The organism is Tateyamaria pelophila, assembly GCF_019966495.1.
Classification (GTDB): Bacteria; Pseudomonadota; Alphaproteobacteria; order Rhodobacterales; family Rhodobacteraceae; genus Tateyamaria; species Tateyamaria pelophila.
On sequence record NZ_JAIMIA010000069.1, the window covers coordinates 1 to 25,426 of the forward strand.

At 58.4% G+C, this 25,426-nt stretch carries 19 protein-coding genes; 3 read left to right on the plus strand and 16 right to left on the minus strand.

The annotated features are described in order from the left end of the window. Positions 1 to 190: transposase domain-containing protein (locus LC354_RS18165; protein WP_223423851.1), on the plus strand; the 190-nt coding region annotated here is incomplete at its 5' end. Between the two features lie 192 nt (positions 191 to 382). On the opposite strand, the gene LC354_RS18170 is transcribed toward LC354_RS18165, so the two are convergent. The 11 genes from LC354_RS18170 to gabT form a co-directional block, all read right to left on the minus strand. Beyond that, the gene (locus tag LC354_RS18170; protein ID WP_223426514.1) at positions 383 to 1,030 is read right to left on the minus strand and encodes a response regulator transcription factor; all 648 of its coding nucleotides are present in this window, start codon (positions 1,028 to 1,030) and stop codon (positions 383 to 385) included. Next, a complete protein-coding gene (locus LC354_RS18175; RefSeq protein ID WP_223426516.1) occupies positions 1,023 to 3,368 on the minus strand; it encodes a sensor histidine kinase in 2,346 nt (781 codons plus the stop codon). Before LC354_RS18175 ends, LC354_RS18170 begins: the two co-directional genes overlap by 8 nt. Positions 3,369 to 3,585: 217 nt before the next feature. Next, positions 3,586 to 4,911 (minus strand): aspartate aminotransferase family protein, encoded by a 1,326-nt coding sequence (locus LC354_RS18180; RefSeq protein WP_223426517.1) that lies wholly within the window; start codon positions 4,909 to 4,911, stop codon positions 3,586 to 3,588. Between the two features lie 11 nt (positions 4,912 to 4,922). Then, positions 4,923 to 5,894 (minus strand): C45 family autoproteolytic acyltransferase/hydolase, encoded by a 972-nt coding sequence (locus tag LC354_RS18185; protein WP_223426523.1) that lies wholly within the window; start codon positions 5,892 to 5,894, stop codon positions 4,923 to 4,925. A gap of 9 nt (positions 5,895 to 5,903) precedes the next feature. Beyond that, positions 5,904 to 7,364 carry a biotin carboxylase gene (locus tag LC354_RS18190; RefSeq protein ID WP_223426544.1) on the minus strand — a complete coding sequence of 487 codons (1,461 nt, stop codon included), beginning with the start codon at positions 7,362 to 7,364 and terminating at the stop codon, positions 5,904 to 5,906. A gap of 10 nt (positions 7,365 to 7,374) precedes the next feature. Then, complete coding sequence (locus tag LC354_RS18195; RefSeq protein WP_223426524.1) at positions 7,375 to 10,116, minus strand: aminotransferase class I/II-fold pyridoxal phosphate-dependent enzyme; 2,742 nt, start codon at positions 10,114 to 10,116, stop codon at positions 7,375 to 7,377. 71 nt (positions 10,117 to 10,187) lie between these two features. Beyond that, positions 10,188 to 11,159, minus strand: coding sequence for a carbon-nitrogen hydrolase family protein (locus LC354_RS18200; protein WP_223426526.1), 972 nt, complete (start codon positions 11,157 to 11,159; stop codon positions 10,188 to 10,190). Between the two features lie 68 nt (positions 11,160 to 11,227). Then, on the minus strand, positions 11,228 to 11,659 hold the full coding sequence (locus LC354_RS18205) for a universal stress protein (RefSeq protein ID WP_223426528.1): 432 nt from the start codon (positions 11,657 to 11,659) through the stop codon (positions 11,228 to 11,230). An 11-nt stretch (positions 11,660 to 11,670) separates the two neighbouring features. Then, complete coding sequence (locus LC354_RS18210; protein ID WP_223426530.1) at positions 11,671 to 14,445, minus strand: TRAP transporter permease; 2,775 nt, start codon at positions 14,443 to 14,445, stop codon at positions 11,671 to 11,673. A gap of 99 nt (positions 14,446 to 14,544) precedes the next feature. Next, positions 14,545 to 15,504 (minus strand): TAXI family TRAP transporter solute-binding subunit, encoded by a 960-nt coding sequence (locus LC354_RS18215; RefSeq protein WP_223426532.1) that lies wholly within the window; start codon positions 15,502 to 15,504, stop codon positions 14,545 to 14,547. 440 nt (positions 15,505 to 15,944) lie between these two features. Further along, a complete protein-coding gene (gene gabT / locus LC354_RS18220) occupies positions 15,945 to 17,327 on the minus strand; it encodes a 4-aminobutyrate--2-oxoglutarate transaminase (RefSeq protein WP_399203871.1) in 1,383 nt (460 codons plus the stop codon). Between the two features lie 215 nt (positions 17,328 to 17,542). Here gabT and LC354_RS18225 point away from each other — a divergent pair, with 215 nt between their 5' ends. After that, positions 17,543 to 18,097, plus strand: a complete 555-nt coding sequence (locus tag LC354_RS18225; protein WP_223426533.1) for a cupin domain-containing protein — start codon at positions 17,543 to 17,545, stop codon at positions 18,095 to 18,097. 247 nt (positions 18,098 to 18,344) lie between these two features. Then, positions 18,345 to 19,133, plus strand: a complete 789-nt coding sequence (locus tag LC354_RS18230) for an inositol monophosphatase family protein (RefSeq protein ID WP_223426535.1) — start codon at positions 18,345 to 18,347, stop codon at positions 19,131 to 19,133. Here LC354_RS18230 and LC354_RS18235 read toward each other — a convergent pair. The 5 genes from LC354_RS18235 to LC354_RS18255 form a co-directional block, all read right to left on the minus strand. After that, positions 19,130 to 20,203: an ABC transporter ATP-binding protein gene (locus tag LC354_RS18235; protein WP_223426537.1), complete on the minus strand. Its 1,074-nt coding sequence runs from the start codon at positions 20,201 to 20,203 to the stop codon at positions 19,130 to 19,132. The two genes, LC354_RS18230 and LC354_RS18235, sit on opposite strands and share 4 nt — an antisense overlap. Positions 20,204 to 20,205: 2 nt before the next feature. After that, positions 20,206 to 22,419 (minus strand): ABC transporter permease, encoded by a 2,214-nt coding sequence (locus LC354_RS18240; RefSeq protein ID WP_263289451.1) that lies wholly within the window; start codon positions 22,417 to 22,419, stop codon positions 20,206 to 20,208. Positions 22,420 to 22,422: 3 nt separating this feature from the next. Further along, positions 22,423 to 23,448: an ABC transporter substrate-binding protein gene (locus tag LC354_RS18245; RefSeq protein WP_223426538.1), complete on the minus strand. Its 1,026-nt coding sequence runs from the start codon at positions 23,446 to 23,448 to the stop codon at positions 22,423 to 22,425. A gap of 217 nt (positions 23,449 to 23,665) precedes the next feature. Further along, positions 23,666 to 24,013, minus strand: a complete 348-nt coding sequence (locus LC354_RS18250) for a hypothetical protein (RefSeq protein WP_223426540.1) — start codon at positions 24,011 to 24,013, stop codon at positions 23,666 to 23,668. A gap of 82 nt (positions 24,014 to 24,095) precedes the next feature. Next, positions 24,096 to 24,455 carry a hypothetical protein gene (locus LC354_RS18255; RefSeq protein ID WP_223426542.1) on the minus strand — a complete coding sequence of 120 codons (360 nt, stop codon included), beginning with the start codon at positions 24,453 to 24,455 and terminating at the stop codon, positions 24,096 to 24,098. Between the last annotated feature and the right edge of the window lie 971 nt (positions 24,456 to 25,426).

A 25,426-nucleotide genomic window follows, 5' to 3' on the forward strand; every position in this document is an offset into this window, starting at 1 on the left:
GTCCGAACGCGGCGGCGACCGCGCAGCCTTCATGTACACCCTGATCGTCACCGCAAAAATGAACGACATCGACCCCCAAGCCTGGCTCGCTGACGTTCTCAAACGACTGCCCGACATGCCAGTCTCGCGCGTGCACGAGCTGCTACCATGGAACTGGAAAACCGCAGCACAAAACGTCAAGGCCGCATAAACGCGGTCCACGCCGGATGTTTACCGAAATCTAATTCTGGAATGGGGATGGTTACCGCGATGACTAGTTAATGCTAGTTGTCGTATACTCGTTACTTATCTTCGCTGGAGCACTCACTCTCCAGTTTTGCACTGGACTATATGATGCGCGAAATGAGTTGACCTGTATATTGGTGTGATTGCCTAGGTAATTTTACCTACGGTCAATCCGGCCTTGCCCGACCGGAAAGAGCTTTGTCGCCAGTGCCAGGTTGATGAGTTCCGCCACCGAGGCCACGTCCATTTTTTCGAGGATACGGGCGCGGTGATGGTCGACGGTGCGAGGACTGATGTCGAGATGGCGCGCGACATCCTTGCTGGAGCTTTGGGCGGGGTTGGACACCAGAAACTGCGCAATTTCGCGCTCGCGTTCCGTCAGGCTTTCGAGGCGCGCGCGCGCGTTGCGCGTGCTTTCGTCGCTGGCGCGGGTGGTGGCCGCGGAGGCAAGCGCGGCTTCTATGCGGTTGATCAGGATATCGGGACGAAACGGCTTTTCCAGAAAGTCGATCGCGCCGTGTTTCACGGCCTCGACCGCTTCGGGCACGCCGCCGTGGCCGGTGATGAACACAATCGGAATCATGCATTTGCGCTTTATCAGCTGTTGTTGCAGCTCAAGCCCGGTCATGTCCGGCATTCCGTAATCCAGGATCAGGCATCCGTCCCGTTCTAAAGCGTCGCTGTCCAGAAACGCCTGCGCCGAGGCATAGGTTTCGGTATTGTACCCGCGGGTCCGCAAGGAGCGCGACAGGGACGCCCGGACCGCCTGATCGTCATCCACAATGAAAATGGAAGGCTCAGACATAGGCCGCACTTTGTTTCGCTGTTGTCACTTTCGGGCTGAGGGCCGGCAGCGTGAAACAGAATTGCGAATGCCCGTCAGGATCGACCCGGTACCAGATCTCGCCGCCATGGGCGTCGACGATCGTGCGGCAGATCGACAGGCCGAGGCCCATGCCGTCCGGCTTTGTCGTGCCGAAAGGTTCGAAAACCTCTACGCCTTCCGCGAAACCCGGGCCGGTATCCGTGACCGAGATAAGCACGCCGGTGTCGGTATTCCGGGCCGTCAGAGTTATGCGTTTTTCTTTGCAGTCTTCCGCGGCGATTGCTTCGCTGGCGTTGCGCAGCAGGTTGACCACAACCTGCGCAATCTGCACCCGGGACCCGTAAACAGGATCAAGATTTCCGGTTTCGGTCAGGATTGTGATGCCGTGTTCCGTGGCTTCGGGCCGGACCAGATGCAAGGTCTGCTTGATGAGGTCGGCGAAATCAAATTCGGTTTTCTCGACGGTTTCCTTTTTGACGAAGCCGCGCAGTGCCTTGATGATATCCCCGGCGCGGTGCGCATTCTGGTCCGTTTCGGTCAGGATCAGCTCAAGCTCTTCAGTCTTCTCTGACCCCTTGCGGAGCAGGAAGAGGGCCGTGTCCATATTCTGGGAAATCGCCAGAAGGGGCTGGTTCAATTCATGCGCCAAACCCGTCGCCATCTGCCCCATTGCATTGACACGGGTGGAATGGGCCAGATCCCGGCTGAGTTGCTGAATGCGGCGCTCTGCTTCCTTGCGCTCGGTGATCTCGTCGACGGTGACGACGGCGTGGATCGGGACGCCGGTATCGTCACGGATGATGATCACGTTTTCGCTGATCCAAAGCGCGGAGCCATCGGCACAGAGGTAGCGTTTTTCATGAACGTATTCGGAACGCCCGCCGGGTACATCGCCCAGAAACACGGCCGAGACCGGGTCATTCGGATGCGAGATGTCGTGCACCGTCATGGTTGCCAGCGTATCCCGGTCGTATCCAAGCATGTCGGCCAGTTTCTTGTTGGCGCGGATGATCCGCCCGGTTTTGGCCTGGATCTGCGCCATCCCGCGCGAGGCCAGATCGAAGGTGCGGTCATATTCGGTTTCTGATTTCTTGCGCTCCGCGATGGCCTGGACCAGTGTTTCATTGGCGCGCTCAAGCTCTTTGTAGGTTTTTGGCATCGGATCGTTGGTGGAGATTTCCCCCTGCGAGACAAGCGCCGAGCGCACCGCAAAGGCGCGGACGGGTTTGTGGATGTAATTGGCCAGCATCAGGCCGATCAGGCCGGACACAACCGCGATTCCGGCGGCGATCCAGATGTTTTGGGTCCGGTTGGCGATGATGGGGCCGGTAAAATCAACCTCGGGGGCGTACACGGCGATGGTCCACGGCAATTCATCGCTGATTGCCGGCATCACCGTCGAGACATAGGTGGACCCGTTGTGCTCGAAACGGGCGGCAACCTCGCGATCTACGGAAACATCCCTTCCTGACATCAGTCCACTAAAGGCCGTCCGGGCCACGGGGTCGTCAATCTCGCTGATGTGGACAAACCGGAACGTGCCGTCGTTGTTTTCGGTTCGGATCAATGTTTCGTCGGGGTGGGCGATCACGTCCCCGTTCTTGTTCAGGATCAGGGCCTTGCCGTTGTCGCCGATATTGAGGCGGGACAGAAAGCCCGAAATCGCCTCGATATCGATGTCGACGCCGATGACGCCGCGCAACTCTCCGCCCGCGTTGATCACCGGAGAGGCCGCCGTGATGCCCGGGGTTTCGGAGGTGAAGAATATGTAAGGGTCGGTCCAGATGCTGGTCAGTTCCGTTTCGGCGGATTGAAACCATGGCCGGTCGCGCGGGTCATAGGTGTCCTCGGGATCAAGCCTGCTGCTGACGATGTTGTAATCATTGTCGCGCCAGATAAGCTCTGTCTCCCGCCCGTCCTCATCTTGCATGATGATCTTCGAGCGGAAGGGACCGGGGCCCTCACTGCGCATGACATAGACGAAACTGCCGGTTTTATCGCCGTAGAAAATACCCGCGAATTGGGGGGATATCTGGAGCTGTTGGAAGAGCAGTTGTTCCAGTTGCTCGAAGTTCTCGCTGGCGATGACGCGGTTTTCAGCGAGCCGCGTCGCCAGTTCGACAGCACCTTTGGCGGGGCTGAGGAATCCCTTGGAATGCTCGATCGTGTTTTCCCCGACATCGCTGAGCAGGTCGCGCGCATGTTCGAGAAGGGCGCGTTCCGATGTGACATAGGAGGAAAACACCACGATGGTCACCGCGACGAATTGAAGTCCGGCAATACACAGTGCCAATACCAATCCGAGAGATAATTTCATGCCCAGGCGGGTCCTCAGAATTCAAGCGATGTTTCGAATGTATCGCGTTACGAATATTTTCTAGTCAAAGCCCCGCCTTAGACGTGATTGGACCCATGCGAAAGGTGACGTAAAGAGGTGCGCATGGCAACATGATTTGCCACACGCCGGCGTAGTGTCGCCGTTCGGGTGTCTGGGGCAACGCCATTTCGCATGTCAGACGGCGTACGCCTCTCGTTCAGGCCTGCAACGCCGCGGTGATTGCCAAGGACAGTTTTTGCACCACCTCGTCGATCTGGTCGTCAGTGATGATGAAGGGAGGGGCCAGCAGGACGTGATCGCCGGACTGGCCGTCGATCGTGCCACTCATCGGGTAGCAGATCATGCCGGCCTCGAACGCGGCTTTCTTGATCGTCGGAGCAATCTTGCGGGACGCGTCGAAGGGCGCCTTGGTGTCGCGATCTGCCACAAGCTCGACGCCGACAAACAATCCGCGACCACGAATATCACCCACATGCGGGTGTTGCCCGAATGCCGAATGCAGAGCCGACATCAGCTTCTGGCCCTGGGTCTGAACGCGGGGGATCAGGCCCCGATCCAGCAGGGCATTGACGACAGCAACGCCAGCCGCCGCCGCCGTCGGATGACCGAGATAGGTATGCCCATGCTGAAAGAAACCACTGCCATTCTGGATCGTTTCATAGATTTCACGGCTGCACAGCATGGCCCCGATAGGTTGGTATCCGGCACCTAACCCTTTGGCAATGCAAAGTATATCTGGAGCCACGCCGTCTTGTTCACAGGCAAAGAGACTGCCCGTGCGCCCCATCCCGCACATGACTTCGTCAAGGATCAGCAAGATGCCGTATTGATCGCAAATCTCGCGGATCCGTTTGAAATATCCCGGGGCAGGGGCCAGCGCGCCGGCCGTCGCCCCGACGACCGGTTCGGCGGCGAAGGCCATCACGTTTTCCGGCCCGACCCGCAGCAGTTCCTCTTCGAGCAGGTTTGCCGCGCGCAGCCCGTATTGCTCGGGCGTTTCGTCGTCGCGTTTGAGGCGATACGCGTAGCACGGGTCGATATGGCTCATGTCGATCAGCAGCGGGCCGAATTGCGCCCGCCGCCACGCATTGCCGCCGGCCGACAAGGCCCCCATGGTGTTGCCGTGATAGCTTTGCTTGCGGGCAATGAGCCGCCCGCGTTTGGGCTCGCCTTTTTCGACGAAATACTGTCGGGCAAGTTTGAGCGCGGATTCCATCGCTTCGGACCCGCCGGAGACCAGATAGACACGGTCCAGATCGCCGGGTGCGTGCGCGATGAGCAGATCGGCCAGCGTTTCGGCAGGCTCGGACGTGAGGAAGCCGGTATGCGCATAAGCCAGCTTGTCCAACTGCGCCTTGACCGCGTCGATGATTGTTTGATCGCCGTGACCAAGGCAGGACACGGCCGCCCCGCCGGAGGCGTCCAGATATTGCTTGCCTGTGTCGTCATAGAGATAACAGCCCGCGCCGCGCACGGCGACAGGTGGTAATTGCTTGGTATGACGCGGAAAAATATGGGACATGCTATGTTCCTTTATGCGGCGCCGGGGATTTGCACGTGGCGGCCCCCCTCTTGAAAATGGGCGAAGGATTGCGGCCAGACCGTACCGGGCCATCTGATTTCCATGTTGCCCAAACGGGGCCGGTACACGGCGGTATAGAGGGTTCCGAAGCCGACGTTGAACGCCGTTGAATAAAGCGGCGGGCGCAGAAAGGCGTTGATGAACGTATCCTGCGGATCGCGGTGCAACGTCAGCCGTTGCAGCAGGAACCGTTCACGTTCGACCGTTGCCGTGAACCGGGCATGGCTGACCCATTCCACGTTTTCCTGATGATTGGTCGCAACGGCGGCATGGGTGATCAGAGCGGGTTTGTCAGGGGACATCATCGCGGTCAGATAACGCCGTTTGGCATCCAGAACGGTGACGTTATAGCTCATGTGGGTCGGGACACGCGCGAGGATCTGACCTGCCTGCTCTGCCGTTTCACAGGTTTGCAGCACATAGCGCAGGATCAACGGTACGCCAAAGCCGTCGCCGACGACACGGCGCCCGCCAAAGGTCAGTGAAATCGCAAGCCCGGCATCGTTCATGCCGTCGACCAGTCCCCACAGGCCATCCGACGTCCCGATCACGCGGCGGCCTTGCCAGCCTGTTTGCAGGACCAGACTGTCGAACGCGTTGGCGTCGTAATCGTAGTTGCGCACAAGCACAGGTTCTTCGCCCGTCCAGATCGCCTGGGAGCAGCCGGACAGGTAGGGCGGGGGGCAGTAGAAGCTGAGAAAGCGCGCGGCCTGATCGCCGCCGCCCGCCAGATCACACAGGGTTTCGTAGAGCGGCACAATCTCGGGCATGTGCTCTTTGAGCGCCCGGCGGCTTTCGAGATACGTCGGCCGCGCGGAGTCGCCTTCTTTCAGCCACCAGCGTTTGTAATCCGGCCAGTATTCCGCGAAAAGCCCGGCCCACTTGGGGCCGGGCATGTCTTCGCTCAGGGCGCGCCAAAGCATCCGACGTCCTTACAGGATTTTGAACGCAGGATCGGCGATGGCAGGTCCGGCATTTGCGACGGGCAATGGTTTGCCGTACACGTTGCTCTTGATCCCGTGAATCCACCGCTTGGCCCGTTCGTTCAACTGGAAGCTTTTGGTCATGGACCGGCCCCGCGTCACCAGGATACCGATATCGGCCCCCTCATAGCGATAGTCGCCGGGCTGGAGGATCCGCAGGAAGAAGGCTTCGTTTTCGGATTCCACGGCGCGCCGGTGATAATCGAAACGGTCGAACACGACGCGCCCGTCTTCGAGCATCTTGTAGATCCCCGTTTCGGGTGCTGCGGTACAGATATCGACGCTGTCATCGGTGTGTTTGATGACCATCTGCGACCAACTGTCGATCATGTCGGGGTTGGACCAGCGGTTGTTCAATTCCGTCGTATCAAGCTCGAATTTCTTGCGGGAGAATTCCAGCAGGTGGAACAGGAACAACGGCGCGTCCGCATGGGCGAAGGCCGCGTGGTTGGTCATGGACGAGGCCCCGGTGATCCGCGGGTTCAGCTCGCCGAGCCAGAGGTCGCCGGTTTTCTTGTCGATGAGAAAATCGAGTTCGAAATAGCCCCGGTAGCCTTCCTTGCGCAATTGCTCACCGAATTTGAACGTCAGCTCGCGAGCTTTCTGGCGGACCTTTGGCGGAAATGCGGTCGACAGGATTTCGTTGCCACACCATCCGCCGCGGTAGGGCGTCAATTCCTTGAAGCCGACAAGCTCTGTCATCAGTGGGCCGACGATCGTGCCTTGCTTGGTGGCGCAGGCTTCGATGGCGGAGCCGCGGCAATCGATGCGCTTCATGATCTTGATCTCGCCCTCGCCGACGATCTCATGTTCGTGGCGGCGGAAGTCGGCTTCGGATTTGATGAAGAACGTCGTGTGCCCGCTGTCACCGAAGGCTGATTGAAGCACCAGATCGTGACCGATCCCGGCCTTTTCGCAGGTCGCTTTCAGGTCGTCGTAATCCTTCACCTCGGCCAGCACGTTTGGCACCGAGGGCACACCGGCCTTGTTGCCGATGCGGACGGTTTCGATCTTGTTGTCCATGCTTGTGCGCAGCTTGGCCTTGGGGAACCACACATCGGCGCCCAGTTCCTTGGACAAACGCTCGGTTTCCTCGTCGAACATCAGGAACACGAATTTGGGCTTGCCGCCGCGCCGCTTGATGAAGTCGATGACTTCCTTGTGCTGCAACAGGTAGTTGTTGATGTCCTCGATGGACTGAAACTCCGCATGGGGCTGTTCGGAGGGGCAGAACACATTGGGGTGCTTGCCGCCGTAGCAGTCGATATAGCAGATGTATTTGAAGTTCTTTACCCACTCATCAAGCCCGAGCAAGTTGAAGTTCGTCGCCGAAATGAAGTAGATCGGGTCCTCGTTGCGGTGGAAAAATCTGCGGATCTCCGAGATGTTCTTGAGCACAGTGGCCATAATGTTTCCTTTCTTATTCGGCTGCGGTCTTGGCGTTTGGGTTATCGGGTAATGAGGCCAGCGCCTCCTGCGTAAACACGCGCAGACCCAGATCGGCGCGGTAGCCGTGGATTTCGTTGACATCCAGCGCCAGCATGAATGCCAGGATTTCCTTGCTGATAACCTGTCCGGGCACCAGGATGGGGAAGCCCGGCGGATAAGGGATGATAAAGCTGGCGGACACGACTTCCTGGCCGGTTTCAAGCAGGTCCATGAGCGGACCGCCCAGCTCGATATAGTCGCAATTGCGTTCATCATAGCTGAGATAATAGGCCGAGCGGATGTCTCCTTCGGGCGTTACCGTATCGGGCCGGAATGCATCATGGAAGCGGCTGAAGTCCGGCAGGGGCGGGTAGTTTTCCGTTAGGTTTTTCACCCGCCGGTCAAAGCCCAACCGCTCCATCTTGGAGGCATCGTCGAGCAGTTCGTCCAACTCGTTGGCGATCTCGACCAGCACTTCGATCAGGTAGGCGACAGAGGAGCGCGTCGTTCCGATATTGGTCATGAAAAGGACGGTATTGCGCGATGTCTTGTTGATCTGAATGCCGTACTTGTCCATCAGAACATCGTTCTTGAACGTATCACCGTCCCAGCCGGTGCCGCCGACGGCGAGGGTGACCCGGGTCGCATCAAGCACGAAGTCGTCTTGCGTCCAGCAATCCCACAGGTCGGTCCAGCCCTGTTCGTTGTCGAAATAACTGGTCACACCGCTTTGCCTGTGGTGTTCGGGGATCATGTCGCCAGCGGTCAGCACCTTGAAGTACTTCTGCAAGAGCGGATGACTGCTGATGGCGCGCCGCATGGACATCGCGGCCTCGATCTGGCGTTGAACGAACTCGAACCCTTCAAGCTCGACCTGCCGCCGTCCGACGTCGAGGGACGCGATGATCTGGTAGTTCGGCGAGGTCGAGGTGTGGGTCATGTAGGCTTCGTGGAAGCTTTGTTCGACTTCGCCTTTGAAGTCCTGATCGTTCACATGGATCATCGACCCCTGCCGCAATGCGGTCAGTGTCTTGTGGGTCGATTGGGTGGCATAGACGCGAATGCGGGCATTGGGCGGCGCAATCAACCGTGTCTCGAGCCATGTCTCTTCATCGGCGCCTTCGAGCTCTTTTTGTTGCGCCTCATAGGCGGCCTTGTGTTCGTCCGTACGCAACCGTTTGCGCAGATCGTTGGCCGTGCGCATGCCGGTGCGCTGGCGGTAGGTGGGGCTGAACCGTGCAAAGGCAAACCAGGCCTCGTCCCACAGGAACACGAGGTCGGGCTTGATGGCGAGACATTCCTCCATCACCCGCTGCACGTTATAGACCAGCCCGTCAAAGGTGCAGTTCGTCAACAACAGCATCCGCACCCGGTCCAGTTTGCCGGCGGCCTTGAGCGCCAGAAGCTGGTGCTTGATCTCGCGCAGGGGCACGGCACCGTACATTGAGTATTCATTCAGCGGATAGCTGTCGAGATAAACCACCTCGGCCCCGGCCAGCACCATGCCGTAATGGTGGGATTTGTGGCAATCGCGATCCACCAGAACGATGTCGCCGGGCCGCACGACGGCCTGCACGACGATCTTGTTGCAGGTCGATGTGCCGTTGGTGGCAAAGAATGTCTGTTTTGAGCCAAAAGCGCGGCTTGCCAGTTCTTGTGCCCGTTTGATGGGCCCGTGCGGTTCCAGCAGGCTGTCGAGCCCGCCGGACGTCGCGGAGGTTTCCGCGAGAAAGATATTGGGCCCGTAAAAGGCGCCCATGTCCTGAATCCAATGCGACCGCGTGATCGACTTGCCGCGGCTGATCGGCATGGCGTGGAACACGCCGGTCGGTTGCTTGGAATAGTCCACAAGTGCCGTGAAAAAGGGTGTTTTGTACCGCGACTCGACACCGCGCAGGATGTTGAGGTGCAATTCCATGAAGTCTTCCTGATTGTAGAAGACACGACGGCAAATGCCGAGGTCCAGCCCGGCGATGTCCTCGACGGAGCGATCCGTCACGAGGTAGGCATCCAGTTCGGGGCGCACACGGGCAATCAGGCGGCACAGTTCCGGTCCGTAGTTTTCAGGCTGCATCGCGTCAATCGCGGCACTGCCTCCGGCCCGGCTGAGAAAGCTGTGCAGGATTTCATTGTCGATATTTGATTTCAGTTCCAGTCCCGGCCGCACGACGATCGCCTGAATGTTGTGATTGAACAGAACGGCGATCAGCGCGTCTTCGAGGCTGGGCACAACCACGGCTTCGTAAAGGAACGGATCTTCGGGTCGGCGCATCCGGAGGACGTTGTTCCTGAGCCAGCGTTCTTGTTGCTCGCTCACGCTGTCGACGATCAGGACTTCGAAATAGGGTTTGGTCATCGCGCGGGCTTCGGGCGACAGCAGCGCTTCGTCGTCGTGTTCGTCCTTGTCGACGCTGTCGCGCTCCAGCGGGATGTTGCGGCGGCGGTAGGCGCCTGTGGTCAGGGCACGCGTCACCCGGTGGACCGCGAAGGCCAGATCCTCAAAGCTGTTATGATCGAAAAGACGCCGCAAATGATCGAAAGCAGACATGCCGGGGAAGGCCCAATAGGGCTCGATCAGGGCGAGGGCTGCGAAAAGGTCCTGGGTGCGCGCGCGATCCTTGTTTGTGATCTTGGAGCCGTTCTTTTTCGCGAGAGCCGATGTAAGCTCGCGCAGGGCTGTCCATCTGTCCGTGCGCAATTGCGTTGCAGAGTAATAGTCGCTGACGGAGTCCATCAATCGTCCTTCCGGTTATTGGCGAAAAACGATTGATGACACCCGGCCAGCAGGCCGAAGACCGTCGTTGATCAGCCGCTGATTGTTTTGCCCATGGTCGGCGCAATGCCGGGTTCTGGTTTGGCTGTGGGCGCGTTTTTCTCTGGTTCTTCCGATGTTCGCAGATGGGCGTGCAGACCGGCACGAGAGCCCTGATGCGGCACCTCCAAAGGTCCGAGCGTGTTCAGATAGGCATCCGCGCCGCTGGTTCTGTCGTAGACCGAAAAATCCGTGGACCGGTCCCGGAAGCTCTTGAGCACCTGGCCCAGGCCCTTCATTCCGGTTTCGCGTTGGCGGCGCACCAGATCGAGATCGATTTCTATGGGAAACATGTCTTCATGCCCGGCGGACTGGTGCAAGACCATTGCGGCCGGGTCCACAACGCAGCTGCGTCCATTGCCGCCGGAGCCCAGGCCATTGATGCTGAAGACATAGCACTGAAACTGTGCTGCCGTTGCTTGCGCGATCGCGATTTCCGCGTCCCGGTCTGCCGTGCTTGTGAACACGGGCAGCAGCAGGACTTCGACGCCCTGGCTGGTCAGTTGGCGTGTCGTTTCGGGGATCCAGATGTCATAGCAGATTGACAGGCCGAAGCGGCCCACGTCAGGGACATCGAAGATGCAAAACTCGGTGCCCGCTTCGACGCCTTTTTCGTAGGGCAGGAACGGAAACATCTTGCGGTAGGTCGTCACGATCGATCCATCCGGGCCGATGACCGTGGCCAGATTGTACATGCGGCCGTCTTCGGCGGTTTCATGCATCGTTCCGGGGATCAGCCAGACGTTGTGCCGTGCGGCCGCGGCCTGAAATTTTTCGATATGTTCGTTCATGGCCGGCAGAGAGAATTTCGGCAGCGGGCCAAGGGGCGCAATTTCGCTGAACAGGACCATCTGGGTCCACGGAAAGCGCGCCATCAGAATGTCCAGACGCTGGATCATTCCGTCGGTGTTGGGTTCGAGGGCATTGACGTACATCTGCACGCCGGCAATCGCAAAAGGTGTCATATTTTATGGGCTCCGTAAGAGCGGAGGTGCCCCGGCAGGGCATCAATTGTCTCCGCGTTACGCATCCTTTACGCCCTTACAACAAGAACTGAAACAGGCGATCTGCGCACAACCCGGTCTGCATTCGACCCGACCAGAAATTCGCGCACCCGGTCCGGTTTGTGCGAGGCCATGACGACCAGATCGCATTGGATTTGTTCGATCGTTTCAAGCACTTTGCCGTGAATATCGCCAAAGATAAGATGCTGTTTGACGGTGATGTCGTCGGGGACTTCCGAGACCATCAGGTCGTTGAGCTTCTTGGATGCGGCTTCGACGGCCTGGTGTTCGAAGTTTTCCGGAAAAAAGCCCTCGACCCATGCCGATCCGATCTCGGGAACGACAGTCAAGACATGCAAGGTGCCGCCGGAGGTGCGCACCAGTTCGATGGCTTGCGGCAGTGCCTTTTCCCACGACAGTTTCTCATTCAGATCGATGGTGAGTAGAACGGTATTGAACATCTGGCTCTCCTCTAAGCTGCCGCGGTTTTGCGCGTGGTGGTCCGTCCGGCGCGTCCGCGCTGCAGGGCGATGACACCGGCCAGCAGCAACAGGGCAGGGATGAACATCCAATATTTGCTCGGCTGCGACGCGGGGCGCAGAACTTGCAGCACTTCCTGATCCCAGTCCAGTCCGGCGGTTTCGCCCGCACTGCCAAAGGACACATCGTCGATGATCAGCCTGTCACCGTCATTGCGGAACATCAGTCCCGCGTTCTCCAGGCGTTCTTCGCCAGTGGCGCCATCGAGAATATTGAGGACAGCGACAAATTCGATCGGATCGCCGAGATCGTTCACGCCCGCGACGCGCAGTCGCAAATCCTCGCCGGGTTCGGTGGCAAGGGCAGCGGATGCGATTTCCTGCGGCGGCACGTCCGTATAGGGGGCGACAACCATATCCATCCAGAAGCCCGGGCGGAACAGGGTAAAGGCGATCAGCAGCAAGGCGAGCGTTTCGTAGATCCGGTTCTTGGCGAGGAACCACCCTTGCGTAGCCGCCGCGAACAGCAGCATCGCAATCGTTGCGACAATGAAGACGAATATGCCCTGCGCCCATGTGACGTTGATCAACAACAGCTCGGTGTTGAAGATGAACAGGAAGGGCAGGGCCGCCGTGCGCAGGCTGTAGAAGAAGGCAACCACGCCCGTCTTGATCGGATCACCCCCGGAGACGGCGGCGGCGGCAAAGCTGGCAAGCCCCACGGGCGGCGTGACGTCGGCCATGATCCCGAAGTAAAAGACGAAGAGGTGCACCGCGATCAGCGGCACGATCAGCCCGTTTTGCTGGCCTAGCGTCACGATGACCGGCGCCAGAAGGGCCGAGACCACAATGTAGTTCGCCGTTGTCGGCAAGCCCATGCCGAGGATCAGCGACAACACCGCCGTGAGCAGCAGGATGGCGAGGATATTGCCGCCCGACAGCACTTCGACAACATCGGCAAGGGCCGAGCCCACGCCCGTCTGGCTGACGGCGCCCACGATGATGCCGGCGGTCGCCGTGGCGATGCCGATGCCGATCATGTTTCGCGCACCGGTTTCCAGACCGTCGATCAGGTCCACGCCGCCTTGCTTGATGGCGTTGAGCAGCCGACCTTCGCCCCGCATCATAGCGGTGAGCGGGCGCTGCGTGACAAGGATGAAGACCATGTATGTCGTTGCCCAGAAGGCCGACAGGCCGGGGGACAAGCGGTCGACCATCAGCGCCCAGACCAGAACGACCACGGGCAGGATGAAATGCAGGCCCGACCGAACCGTCGGCCCGGGAAGCGGCAGCGACGTGACCGGCGCATTCGGGTCATCAAGTTTCAGCGGCTCTTCCTTGGAGGCGATGTAGAGCAGCCCGATATAGACCAGCGTCAGGAAACCGAAGATGATGTATCCCGCAGTCTCGGGGAAGGCGGGCCGGATCCAGCCCATGCCGTAGTAGACGGCAAAAGAGATCGCACAGATCGCAGCGATCGTGAAGGCGATCCCGATAAGGCGTTGGACGATTGGCTTGGGTGTGTATGCCCGCGGCAGCCCTTCCATCCCGGCCTTGAGGGCCTCGAGGTGGACGATATACACCAGCGCGATATAGGAAATCACGGCGGGCAAGAATGCGTGTTTGACCACGTCGAAATAGGGGATGCCCACATATTCGACCATCAAGAAGGCCGCAGCCCCCATGACCGGCGGCATGATCTGACCGTTGACCGAGGAGGCGACTTCGACGGCGCCCGCTTTTTCGGAGCTGAAACCCACCTTTTTCATCAGTGGAATGGTGAATGTTCCGGTGGTCACCACGTTGGCGATGGACGACCCGGAAATCAAGCCCGTCATCGCCGATGACACGACGGCGGCCTTGGCTGGTCCGCCCTTCATGTGACCCATGAGGCTGAAGGCGACCTGAATGAAGTAGTTACCCGCACCGGCGCGATCCAGCAGGGAGCCGAAGAGCACGAAGAGGAACACAAAGCTGGTGGACACGCCCAGGGCGATGCCGAATACGCCTTCGGTCGTGATCCATTGATGGTTCACGATTTCCGACAGGCTGTTGCCCTTGTGGGCAATGATGCTTGGCATTTGCGGGCCGAGCACGGTGTAGACGAGAAACAGTGACGCGACGATCATCAGCGCTGGCCCGAGCGCGCGACGCGTCGCCTCCAGCAGAAGCATGAGGCCGATCACGGCGACGACGAAATCCTGCATGATCGGCGCGCCGACACGGCTGGAGATTTCACGATAAAAAACAAAGAGATAGAGAGCGGCCATGGCCCCCACCACTGCAAGAGCCCATTCCCAGACCGGTATGCGGTCTTTGGGTGAACCCAGTATGACAGCCCCGATCACGGCCAAGGCTACAATCGGAATCCACCAGGTTGTAGTGCCGTCTTTGGCACCCGTCATAAAGAGAAATGCCAGCACGACAGGCACAACGATGCCGAGTCCGATTTGGAATTTTGTGTGCGCCGCCGGGAAGGCCGCGAATGCGAGGAAAATTGCGAAGGCCAGGTGGATTGACCGGCTTTCGGTGTCGTTAAAGACGCCCCAACCCACCATGAAGGGGAGAGGGGATGCGATCCAAAGCTGAAACAGCGACCAGGCCAGTGCCACACAGGTCAGAAAGACCCCAACGGTGCCCAGTGACCCGCGGCCGCCGGTGTCAGACGATGCGACAAGTTCGTCCAATTCGGCCTGAGACAGCCCGCCACGTCCGGCTGCAGCGTTTTCGACAGCTGCGGCCTGTTGTTGATTTGGATCGTTTGTCATTCTATCCCCCGTTGGCGCGTTGACCGGCCTTTGTATGGATTTGTGGGTGGGGCGAGATACCCGCCACACCTCTTTTTCTTGGCAGAATAGCAGATATGCTTACTCAATCCAGCCCTGTTCGCGGTAGTAGCGCGCAGCGCCGTCGTGCAGAGGCGCGGACAGACCCGCACTGATCATTTCTTCCTGGGTCAGGCTCTCAAAAGCCGGGTGCAGGCGCTTGAACCGGTCAAAGTTGTCGAAAACAGCCTTGACCACCTGATAGACGACTTCGTCATCGACATCAGAAGATGTTACAAACGTCGCCTTGACGCCAAATGTATCAACGTCATCGGGCGATCCCTTGTACATGCCACCGGGAATTTTTGCCGCCGCATAGTAGGGGTTCTCCGCGATCAGCGCGTCGATTTCCGGACCCGTGACCGGGATCAATACGGCATCAACCGTCGAAACCGCTTCCTGAATGGAGCCGTTCGGGTGACCCACTGTGTAGATAATGGCATCCACCTTGTTGTCGCCGAGTGCTGCCGCCTGCTCTGCGGGTTTCAGTTCGGACGCCAGCGCGAAATCATCCATCGTCCAGCCAAGCGCATCCATGACGACCTGCATCGTGGCATACTGGCCCGATCCCGGGTTGCCGATGTTGACGCGTTTGCCCTTGAGGTCGGCAAAGGTGGAAATGCCTGCATCCGCACGTGCAATCACGGTAAAGGGTTCACCATGAACCGAGAAAACAGCGCGTGCATTTTCGAACTGGTTGCCTTCAAACTCTGACGTGCCGTTATAGGCGTGGTACTGCCAGTCGGACTGGGCCACGCCCATGTCCATGTCGCCCGCCATGATCGCATTGATGTTTGCGATCGATCCACCTGTGGAGGGAGCCGTGCATTTGAGGTTATGCTCCGCTGTCCCGCGGTTCACCAGTCGGCAGATTGACTGCCCTACGACAAAATAGACCCCTGTCTGTCCGCCGGTCCCGATCGTTATGAACTGTTCCTGAGCAATTGCGGGTGACCCCGCGAGAAGTGCTCCCATGACAGCCAGGTTTTTGAAAAACTTCATCTCATTCTCCCTGTTTTGTGTTGAAGTTTGCCTTTTCCAGGGAAAAGGCAGCCTGCGTGATCTCCTTTCAGCACTGATAAACATCTTGAATCGTTAAGCTGATCAACGCAGGTATTTTCAGAGTCGAGTAAAATTCTGGGCATTAATTCAACGCAGAAGAAACTCCTACGCAACCCTTGAATTTCAATCGCAGGTTTGTGGGTGTTCGTTTTAACGGACAATTGATCCATTTGCTCATTAGAAAGGCGGGAACTTGCCGATCTGGTTGCGAAGAAAGGCGCTCAGTTGGAGGTTTGTTGTTGAAATGGCGAAAAAAGCCCATCGTTTTGTTTGGCAAATCGCTTGGTTCCTGGCCTGTCCGGGATCCGATGTTTTGGCCTTAGTGAGCAAATATGGATGGGCAACCTGCCCACCCTTGTTCTGTGTTGATATCCGAAACCTTAGTGACTTTCGGCGATTGCATCGGCGAGAGCGGCTTCGAAAATCGCCAGCCCTTCTTCGATGATCTCATCCGAGGCGGTCAGCGGGACCATGATCCGCAGGGCGTTGCCATGCATGCCGCAGGCCAGCAGGATCAGGCCGCGCTTCAAAGCATGCGCCACGACAGATTTGGTCAAGGCCGCATCGGGGGTCGCCGTGTCGAAATCCGTGACGAACTCGACCGCCAACATCGCGCCAAGGCCGCGAATGTCCCACATCCGATAGGGCGCAACGCGCGCGCCGATCTCTGCAAAACGGGTTGTGAACGTTTCGCCCAGTGCTGTGGAGCGCGCGAGCAGCCCTTCTTCCTCGATGGCTTCGATTGCGGCCAGTGCAGCCGCACATGCGACGGGGTTGCCGCCATATGTGCCGCCCAGTCCACCCGGAATGACCGCGTCCATGATATCCGCCTTGCCGATGACACCGGCAATCGGATAGCCGCCCGCCATGGATTTGGCCACGGTGATCAGATCGGGGACAACGCCGGAATGTTCGACCGCAAACCACGTGCCGGTCCGGCCAAAGCCCGCTTGAATTTCATCGGCAATGAGTACAATGCCATGTGTGTCGCAAATCTCGCGCAGGGCCTGCATCATCTCGAAGGGCACGGGGGTATAGCCGCCTTCGCCCAGAACCGGCTCGATGATGATCGCGGCGATCCGCTCGGGCTGAGCGTCTGTCAAAAACAGGTTTTGCAAACCGGTCAGCGCATCCTGAACCGTGATGCCGTCACGCACGCTTGGGAACGGGGCGCGGAAAATGTCGGAGGGGAAGGGGCCCACGTCTTTCTTGTAGGGGCTGATCTTGCCGGTCATGCCCAGCGTGAGAAGCGTGCGCCCGTGATACCCGCCCGTAAACGCGATCACGCCGGGGCGACCTGTTGCGGCGCGCGCAATCTTGACCGCATTTTCGACCGCTTCGGCACCTGTAGTCACCAGCAGCGTCTTCTTGGGCTCGGCACCGGGGGCCAGCGCGTTCAGCTTTTCGGCCAATGCGATATAGGGCTCGTAGGGGACGACCTGAAAACTGGTATGGGTGTAGTGATCTTCTTGCGCCTTGGCTGCGGCGATGACTTTGGGGTGCCGGTGTCCGGTGTTCAAAACCGCGATGCCGCCCGCAAAATCAACATAGCGATTGCCTTCGACGTCCCACAGCTCTGCATTTTCCGCGTGCTTGGCAAAGACGGGTGCCGCGGATGCAACACCGCGCGCGACGGCAGCCTCACGGCGCGCGATCAGCGCAGCGTTGGTTTGTTCAACATCTGCCGTATTCGGCACGATCGCCATGACTGGCTTGCGTTTCGCGACCGTTTTGGCTTGCTTCTTTTTGGGTGTAGGAGACATGGATCAAGTGCCCTTTGAGTGAAGATCTGACGCGCCGCGGAGATGGCGTGTTTAATATTCTCATAAGGCGTTTAATAAATCTGTCAATCATTTTTGATCCCGATTGCGCGGTAACAATGGTTTGCAAAGCCCGCGCGTTTGAGGGCATTTTGCAAAAGGGACCAGCCGCCGGACACAAAGCGTTACGTGCAGCACATACCAGTCGGGAGACACATTTGGACATCGGGAAAAAACTTCAAGCGCTGCGCAAGGCGCATGGATTGTCACAGCGCGAGCTTGCAGCGCGGGCGGGCCTGACCAATGGGACGATTTCCCTGATCGAGCAGAACAAGACCAGCCCGTCCATCGCGTCGCTGAAAAGTCTTCTCGATGCGATCCCGATGAGTGTCGCGGAATTTTTCGCAACGTTGGAAGACACCGATGAGGAGAAATTTTTCTATACCACAGAAGAGTTTACCGAGGTTGCGCCGCAGAATGAACATGGCGCGCTCTCGTTTCGCCAGCTTGGCAACGCCATGAAGCACACGCTTCAGGTTCTGGACGAACTCTATCCGCCGTCGGCAGATACCGGACCAGCGTTGATGACCCATCAGGGGGAAGAAGCGGGCATCGTTGTTTTTGGTGAAATAGAAATCACCGTGAACGATCAGGTCAGGGTTTTGGGTCCGGGGGAGGGCTATCTCTTCGACAGCACCCTTCCGCATCGCTTTCGCAACATCAGCTCGAAAGATTGCCGGGTGATCAGCGCCTGCACCCCGCCCACGTTCTAACTCTGGCGCTGTGTCTGCAGTATGCGGACTCAGATTGGCCTTTGACGGTGCGGGGCTAACGCAGGCAACACGGTGATTCTCGATCATTTTGTGGCCGGGTGCGGACAATATCGTTTGGACCGAACCGGACCGATCACCGACGCGACCCTGTCGGCCTTCAGACCGGGCGCGCGACACGGTTTGTGTTGATTGCCTGGGCTCCCGCGATGTCCTAGTTTGATCCAAGACCAAAATAGCAAGGGCGACCATGACCAACCGTTTAACCACACTGATCGAAATCTGTCATGAGGCCGGGCGCTTGGCGGAGCAGTATTTCAAGGATCAGGATACGTTGGTCGTGGACCACAAGGGGCATCAGGATTTCGTGTCGCAAGCGGACCGGAATGTCGAAGTGTTGACGCGTCAGTTGCTTGCCAAAGCCTTTCCCGATGATGCGATTGTCGGCGAAGAGCACGCCCCGACGCCGGGCACGTCCGGGTTTACCTGGGTGATCGACCCGATCGACGGAACAACGAATTTCGTGAACGGCATACCGGCCTGGACCGTCGTTGTCGCTGGTGTCGAAGGGGGCGCCACGCAGCTGGGCGTCATCCACGACCCCTGCAACAGCGAAACATTCACAGCTGTACGGGAGCAGGGGGCGCAGTTGAACGGCGCTGTTTTGGAACTGAATGACCAGCGGACCCTGTCAGAGGGCACTGTCGGGATCGGCTATTCCAACCGCGTCGATGATCAGGGCATTGTGCGATTGGTCACGGCAATGGTTGGTGAAGGGGCCATGTTCTACCGGAACGCTTCGGGAGCATTGTCGCTGGCCTATGTCGCCGCCGGACGTCTGTTGGGATATAGCGAAGAGCACATGAATGCCTGGGATTGCCTTGCAGGGCAGTTGATCGTGGCAGAAGCCGGTGGATGTGTCGAGGAGCAGGATGCCGACGCCATGATCAAGGACGGCGGGCGCGTGATTGTCGGAACGCCTGCGGTATTTGATCGGCTGCGGGACATTTCGATAAAGGCGTTTGGTCATGCAGATTAGACTTCGGGCAGCAAAACCGGACCTTTGTGTGCAAAGCCAACGGTGACGTCGCTGCCGACTTCCAGAGGTGCGTCGACCTCTTCCTGGACCGCGAACATCGATCCGAAGCTGGCTTCGAGTGTGTACTCCATCCGGACGCCCACATAGGTTGCCTTGGCAATTCTGACGTTGAACCCGTCCTTTGCCCCGATCACGAGGCGCGAGGGGCGTACCGCCAGCATCGCCGGGCCGACGGACAATCCGCGCGATGCCAGCACGTGCATGTAGCCTTCGATCTCGATTGTTGCGCGGTTGCCTTCGACCTTTGTAATATTGCAGGGCAGAATATTTGCCTCACCGATGAAGTCCGCGACAAACCGATCAACAGGGGCGTCATAGAGGCTGCGGGGTGTGCCGATTTGCGCGATCGAGGCATTGCGCATCACGACAATCTCGTCCGACACGGCGAGCGCTTCTTCCTGATCATGGGTCACATAAACGACGGTCAGCCCCAGGTCTTGCTGGATGGCGCGGATATCCTCGCGCACCTGGCGGCGCAGTTTTGCATCGAGGTTGGACAGGGGTTCGTCAAAGAGCAGTACCTGCGGTTCAAGCACCAGCGCCCGCGCGACCGCGACCCGCTGTTGCTGTCCGCCGGAAAGCTCACTGGGTAAGCGCGCGTCAAACCCTTTGAGACCAACGAGGTCGAGCCCGGCGAGGGCGCGGTCGCGCGTCTCTGCCTTGGAGAACCCGGAAAACGTCAACCCATACGAGACATTTTCAAGCACGGTCATATGCGGGAACAAAGCGTAGGACTGAAACACCATCGACACGTCGCGGTCGGTCGCGGGCAATGTCGTGACGTCGCGATCACCGATCAGGATTTTGCCCTCGCTCGCCATTTCGAGGCCTGCAATCATCCTCAAGGTCGTTGTCTTGCCGCAGCCGGAGGGGCCCAGCAGCGTGACCAGTTTGCCAGCTTCGACGTTCAGGTTGATGTTGTCGACGGCCACCACGTCGCGGCCAAATCGCTTCGAGACGTTCTCGAACCGGACCGGGGCCGCCTTACCTGTGATGCGTGTCTGGGCCATGGCTACTCTCCTGCCTCGAATTGCGTGCGGCGTCCGATCTTGGTGCGACCCACCAGCAGTTGCAGCAGACCAACGGCGGCCAGCATGACAAAGATCAGCGTGGTGGAATATGCGATTGCGAGCCCGTAATCATTATTCTCGACGCGCCCGATGATATAGCTGGTGGCCATATCATATTCTGCCGACACAAGGAAAATCACCGCCGATATCGCCGTCATCGCGCGCACAAAGCTGTAGACGAGGGCGGCCAGAATGGCGGGCCTGAGCAGCGGTAGAATGATCCTGCGAAAGGTTTGCCATGAATTGGCACCCAGCGTCAGCGAGGATTCATCCAGCGATTTGTCCAACTGGCTCATCGACGCGATACCGGCCCGTACGCCCACAGGCATATTGCGGAAGATGAAACTCACCACCAAGATGATGCCGGTGCCCGTGATCTCGATCGGGGGGACGTTGAAGGCCAGAATATAGCTGACCCCGATCACCGTTCCGGGAATAGCAAAGCTGAGCATCGTGCCAAACTCAAAGGCATTCTTGCCCGCAAAGGTCTGCCGTGTGAGCAGATAGGCGGTGATCAAGCCCACAATCGCCGTCAGGGGTGCCGCCACGGCAGCGATATAGATCGTGGTCCAGAAGCTATCCCAGGCCGCACCCGTCCAGCGAATGCCACTTTCTTCGAAGCGGAACGAAAACGCGGTGACATAATGTTTGAAGGTGAGCGTGTTGTTGACGCCCCAAAGCTCGACGACGCTGCCATAGAGGATCATGCCGTAAACAACGATGGTGAAGAGGCCCCAAACGCCTGCCGCGATGAAGACGGGGATCGCCAGACCGTTTGGCATCAACGGATGCACGCCCGCGTCGCCTTTGCCGGATACGGTGGTGTAGCTTTTCTTTCCCAGCCACATGCGTTGGGCATAGAATGCGGACAAAGTGAAAAAGAGCAGGACCATGGCCAGAACCGCGGCACGCCCCTGATCATATTGCGCCCCGACGATGGCAAAGAAAATCTCGGTCGACAAAACGTCGAAGTTGCCGCCCAGCACCAGCGGGTTCCCGAAATCGGCCATGCTTTCGATAAAGCCCAGCAGAAAGGCGTTTGCCAGACCCGGCCGCATCAGCGGCAGCGAGACTGTGCGAAAGGTCTGCCACCGGTTGGCCCGCAGCGTTTGCGCGGCTTCCTCCATCGATGGGGAGACCCCTTCGACGACGCCGATGAGGACGAGGAATGCAATGGGCGTAAAGGCCAGCGTCTGTGCGATCAGAACCCCCGGCATCCCATAGAGCCAACGGGTTGGCTGTACGCCGAACAGGTCAGCAAAGAACTGCGTCACGGTGCCTGAGAGCCCGAACAGAAGGATAAGCGCCAGTCCGATCACGAAAGGCGGTGTGATGATCGGCAACACCGTGAGCGCGCGCAGAGCCCGTTTGTACCGAAAGCCAGAGCGCGTCACGACCAGCGCAAAGACCAATCCAAGCGCCGTCGTGAGCAACCCGACAAGGATCGCGAGGAACAGGGAATTCAGGGCAACACCGCAGCGCCCGCCTGTCAGGCATCCGAGGCTCCAAAGCCTGTCGTCAAAGAGCTTCGCGGCAAAGACGGCAGCGGAATAGCGTCCCTCTTCGGTGACGAAAGCCGCCAGCAGCATCTTGGCGATCGGGAAAAAGACGAAGGTTGTCACGATGACGATCACGCCACCAATCGCACTGACAACAAAGACGTCGCCGTTGATCGCGCCCCGTGCGGCAATGCCCTGCGTGAACAGAAACAGGAAGCCCGAGGCCACCAGAAGCGCGCCGTAGCCCATGCCAAACTGGCGGTCTCCCAACTCGCCGAACAGGGCCTTCAACCAGTCGAAGGTAAAGCCACGTATACCAATGCCAAAGCCTTGCGCGATCAACCAGCCGAAGCCGACAGCGCCGGACAAAAGCAGGATTTTGGCATAGAGCGGATCACTTTTCTTGCGCCCGAGAACGAAGAGGGGTGCGATGAGCGGTGCAAGCAAAGGCGCCAGCCACAGCTTTTCGCCCTGACCAATCAGAATGGCCGCGGGGGCAAAATCCTCGTCCAGCGGATACCCATTGAACAGCCAGGCGAATGAGAAAAAGCCGTCCTCGACCCCGTACCAGGGGACGATGAAAAAGCCCACCCACCCGGCGGCGATCCAGAAGATCAGCGCCGGGGAGGCAGATGTTTCTCGTTGGTCTGTGCGCAAAGTCTATTGCGGTAAAGTCGAGACTTCTTCATCCCACTTTTGGAGCAAACGTTTGCGCTCGGCCGACGAACCGTAGGTTTTGAAATCGTAATCGATCAGTTTGATCGTCGACATGTCCGGTGCAGAGGGTGACGTCTTTGCGCCCTTGTTGGACGGTACCTGAAAGGCGTTGACTTCAAGCGCCAGATTTTGTGCATCAGTCGACAGGGCCCAGTCATAGAATTTTTGCGCTTCTTCCATGTTGCGCGCGCCTTCGATGATGGACATCGACCCGATTTCATACCCTGTGCCCTCGCAAGGGGCGACGACCTTGATGGGGAAGCCCGACACAGCCTGTGCGACCGCGTCGTGCATGAATACGATGCCAATGGTGTTTTCACCGCGGCCCGCCGCCTTGATCGGGGCAGAGCCGGACTTGGTGTATTGGTTGATATTGGCGTGCAGGCCTTTCATGTATTCAAAGCCTTCGTCTTCGCCAAACAACTGCACCATCGAGGCCAGCGTCGTATAGGCCGTGCCCGAGGAGTTGGGGTTCGCCATCTGGACATGACCCTTGTATTCGGGCTTCAGCAGATCCTTCCAGCAGGCCGGTTCCGGCAGGTTGTTCGATGCCAGCAATTCGGTGTTGTAGCCATATCCAAGTGCGCCGGAATAGATCCCGATGGTCTTGTCACCCGCACTTGTGGCCTGACTGATCGCCCAATCGTTGAGTTCCGCGCGCATTGGCGACACATAGGCGGCCGTCAGGTTTTCTTCGGCAGCCTGCAAGTGCGGATCACCCGTACCGCCCCACCAGACGTCGCCCTTGGGATTTGCGGATTCCGCCTTGATCTGGGCAAAGGTTTCACCGGATGATTTGCGGGTCATGTTCACGTCGATGCCGGTAGCGTCTTCGAAACTGCGGGCCATCAACTGGCACCAGTCTTCCTGTGCCGAGCAATAAAGTGTCAGCTTGTCAGCTTGCGCTGCGGAAACGCCTGCCGTCAGAGCGACAATCGATGTCACCGCGAGTGTGCTAAGTTTTTTCATTGTGGTCCTCCCAAGTGAAAGCCTTTTCCGGCGATCTTTGTTGGTTCCCGCAGGCCGAAGCTTCGACATTGCTGGAACGGCTTCGGACGGCTTATGACGCCGGTCCGCGCTTTTAATGACATGCAGCTTAACCGCATTCGCACGTTTTGGAAGACTTCGATTAAGGATTGCGCACTTTAAAAAGAATTCGAGACCGACGGCATGTAGGTGACGCAGTTCAGCGCTCGGCTGCCCGATAGGGCAGGGCGGTCCAATGGAATGCACAACCTTCGGGGATCAGTGCTGCGGTCTGATCAGACCACAACGCTGATCCTTTTGGCGGATAGTCGAGGCTGTCGCTGAACTCTGCCTTGGATTGCCATCCCATATCCGGGAAGGGCCGTTCGCCCTTGTCCCGCCGCTGTTGAACAGTGGCTTCGGCGCTGCGGATGCATTTCGCTTCTGTCCCATTGTCGGTTGCGGCGTAGTACACCATGGATGGAATGGCGAATTGCGTGCAGGCTTCTTCGACCGTTGACATGATCCGCAAGAGCAGGTCTTCGCGCATGGCTGTAAACTCGTCCATGGGGAGGCCAGAATATACGAGCACAGCTCAATATCGAGAGAATGCGCGCCCAGTCCCGCAAACCGGATGCGCATCGGTCCGTTCACCACTTTGCGATGGGCAATGAGCAGCTTGCGCAGCTCTGCCAGATATAACGCGATTGATCCGGTGTCGTCTCGTAGCGCAGGCCAAGCACAGTCTTGAAAAGAAACCGGTCCCTACGGGCGTAGTCTTCGAGCTGCAAGTCAAGGAACGGCGCGTTGGGGACGCTGATCAAGCGTTTCAGGTCGCCTGCCAGAAGTTCGGTGTCGGTATACCAAGGTCCATCTCTACGTACAAATCCCAAGGTGACGGTTACGTCCGTGCCGACTTGTTTCAGAACGCAGTTGGCCATGTTTTCCGCTATCTCTCCGGGCAGGCAGGACGAGGCGGAGAGCCACGCGCAGAGCATTGAAATGATCATCGACAGTTGCATTTGCGGCGATCGGGAAACTACGCATGGCCGCGGCGGGGGCCGATTGGTTGGTGATGAAAGTGAGTCCGGTATCAGCAGTGCGTACACCTGTCCGCCGCTCTAAGGAATAGAACCGTCCTGCGAATGTTCGCCTATCAAGTGATTGAACCAACTCGAAGTCATCCGACCGCCCGTCCTGCGTCCAGACGCCGCGCAGGACACAGTCGGCCGCCGTGGCCTTGATACGTCCGTCATTAATCGGATAGGCGCCGGTAACTCTCTCGCCTTTCTGTGTGATCACCAGTCGACAGCCACCGTCCCGCCACCTCGTTTCCCACTGGCCGTCCCATGTGTGCAGTGTCTGCTCTTGAGCAGAGGCTGCAAGGGCGATCATTCAACCAAGCACACATTCAAGACGCGGCGCGGTCCAATGCGCCAGCCGGGACCGGTTGCTTGCAAGGTTCTTAAAGCCACTTGAGGAAGTCTTTGATTTGTCGTTTCGAGCGGGCGTGTTCGCCCCGTGTCGTATCACCGTCAACTCGGGAAGAAATTCGAACGTTCGCAATGCAACCGGACCCCCTGATGCCTGATGATGATCTGTGCCTCGGCTAATCTGGGGTTCCTGCCTGTCGGAGCACGAAATTGATTGTCGAAGACCGCACAACCGACCGTGTTGGGCGGCGTTGGACAGGGAAAGCCTGTGTTTGATGCTCAACGGGGTGCTTTGCAGTCGTTTCACAAGCTTCTGACAGCGCATCCCGCGGTGTGGACCGCTGGCTTTGCAACAAACCGAATCTGTAACTGTACCCCGGCTTCAGCCTTCGATGACCGTAAATACAAGTTTGTGGCGAATAATTCTCGCAATGCAAAGGCTTTCAAATTCGAATCCATATACAATTTTACTAGGCAGCACACCCATTAATTCTTGTTTGATTGCATAGTTTTGTGATTCAGTTTCGTTCAAACAACGGGCGGGAGGA

Excerpts from the sequence above, each read along its gene's own strand:
- LC354_RS18255 (WP_223426542.1), bottom strand. The coding sequence starts at position 24,455 with ATGATCATTTCAATGCTCTGCGCGTGGCTCTCCGCCTCGTCCTGCCTG.
- LC354_RS18170 (WP_223426514.1), bottom strand. The coding sequence starts at position 1,030 with ATGTCTGAGCCTTCCATTTTCATTGTGGATGACGATCAGGCGGTCCGG.
- LC354_RS18200 (WP_223426526.1), bottom strand. The coding sequence starts at position 11,159 with ATGACACCTTTTGCGATTGCCGGCGTGCAGATGTACGTCAATGCCCTC.
- LC354_RS18230 (WP_223426535.1), top strand. The coding sequence starts at position 18,345 with ATGACCAACCGTTTAACCACACTGATCGAAATCTGTCATGAGGCCGGG.
- LC354_RS18180 (WP_223426517.1), bottom strand. The coding sequence starts at position 4,911 with ATGTCCCATATTTTTCCGCGTCATACCAAGCAATTACCACCTGTCGCC.
- LC354_RS18215 (WP_223426532.1), bottom strand. The coding sequence starts at position 15,504 with ATGAAGTTTTTCAAAAACCTGGCTGTCATGGGAGCACTTCTCGCGGGG.
- LC354_RS18195 (WP_223426524.1), bottom strand. The coding sequence starts at position 10,116 with ATGGACTCCGTCAGCGACTATTACTCTGCAACGCAATTGCGCACGGAC.
- LC354_RS18185 (WP_223426523.1), bottom strand. The coding sequence starts at position 5,894 with ATGCTTTGGCGCGCCCTGAGCGAAGACATGCCCGGCCCCAAGTGGGCC.
- LC354_RS18205 (WP_223426528.1), bottom strand. The coding sequence starts at position 11,659 with ATGTTCAATACCGTTCTACTCACCATCGATCTGAATGAGAAACTGTCG.
- LC354_RS18235 (WP_223426537.1), bottom strand. The coding sequence starts at position 20,203 with ATGGCCCAGACACGCATCACAGGTAAGGCGGCCCCGGTCCGGTTCGAG.
- LC354_RS18175 (WP_223426516.1), bottom strand. The coding sequence starts at position 3,368 with ATGAAATTATCTCTCGGATTGGTATTGGCACTGTGTATTGCCGGACTT.
- gabT (WP_399203871.1), bottom strand. The coding sequence starts at position 17,327 with ATGTCTCCTACACCCAAAAAGAAGCAAGCCAAAACGGTCGCGAAACGC.
- LC354_RS18250 (WP_223426540.1), bottom strand. The coding sequence starts at position 24,013 with ATGGACGAGTTTACAGCCATGCGCGAAGACCTGCTCTTGCGGATCATG.
- LC354_RS18245 (WP_223426538.1), bottom strand. The coding sequence starts at position 23,448 with ATGAAAAAACTTAGCACACTCGCGGTGACATCGATTGTCGCTCTGACG.
- LC354_RS18210 (WP_223426530.1), bottom strand. The coding sequence starts at position 14,445 with ATGACAAACGATCCAAATCAACAACAGGCCGCAGCTGTCGAAAACGCT.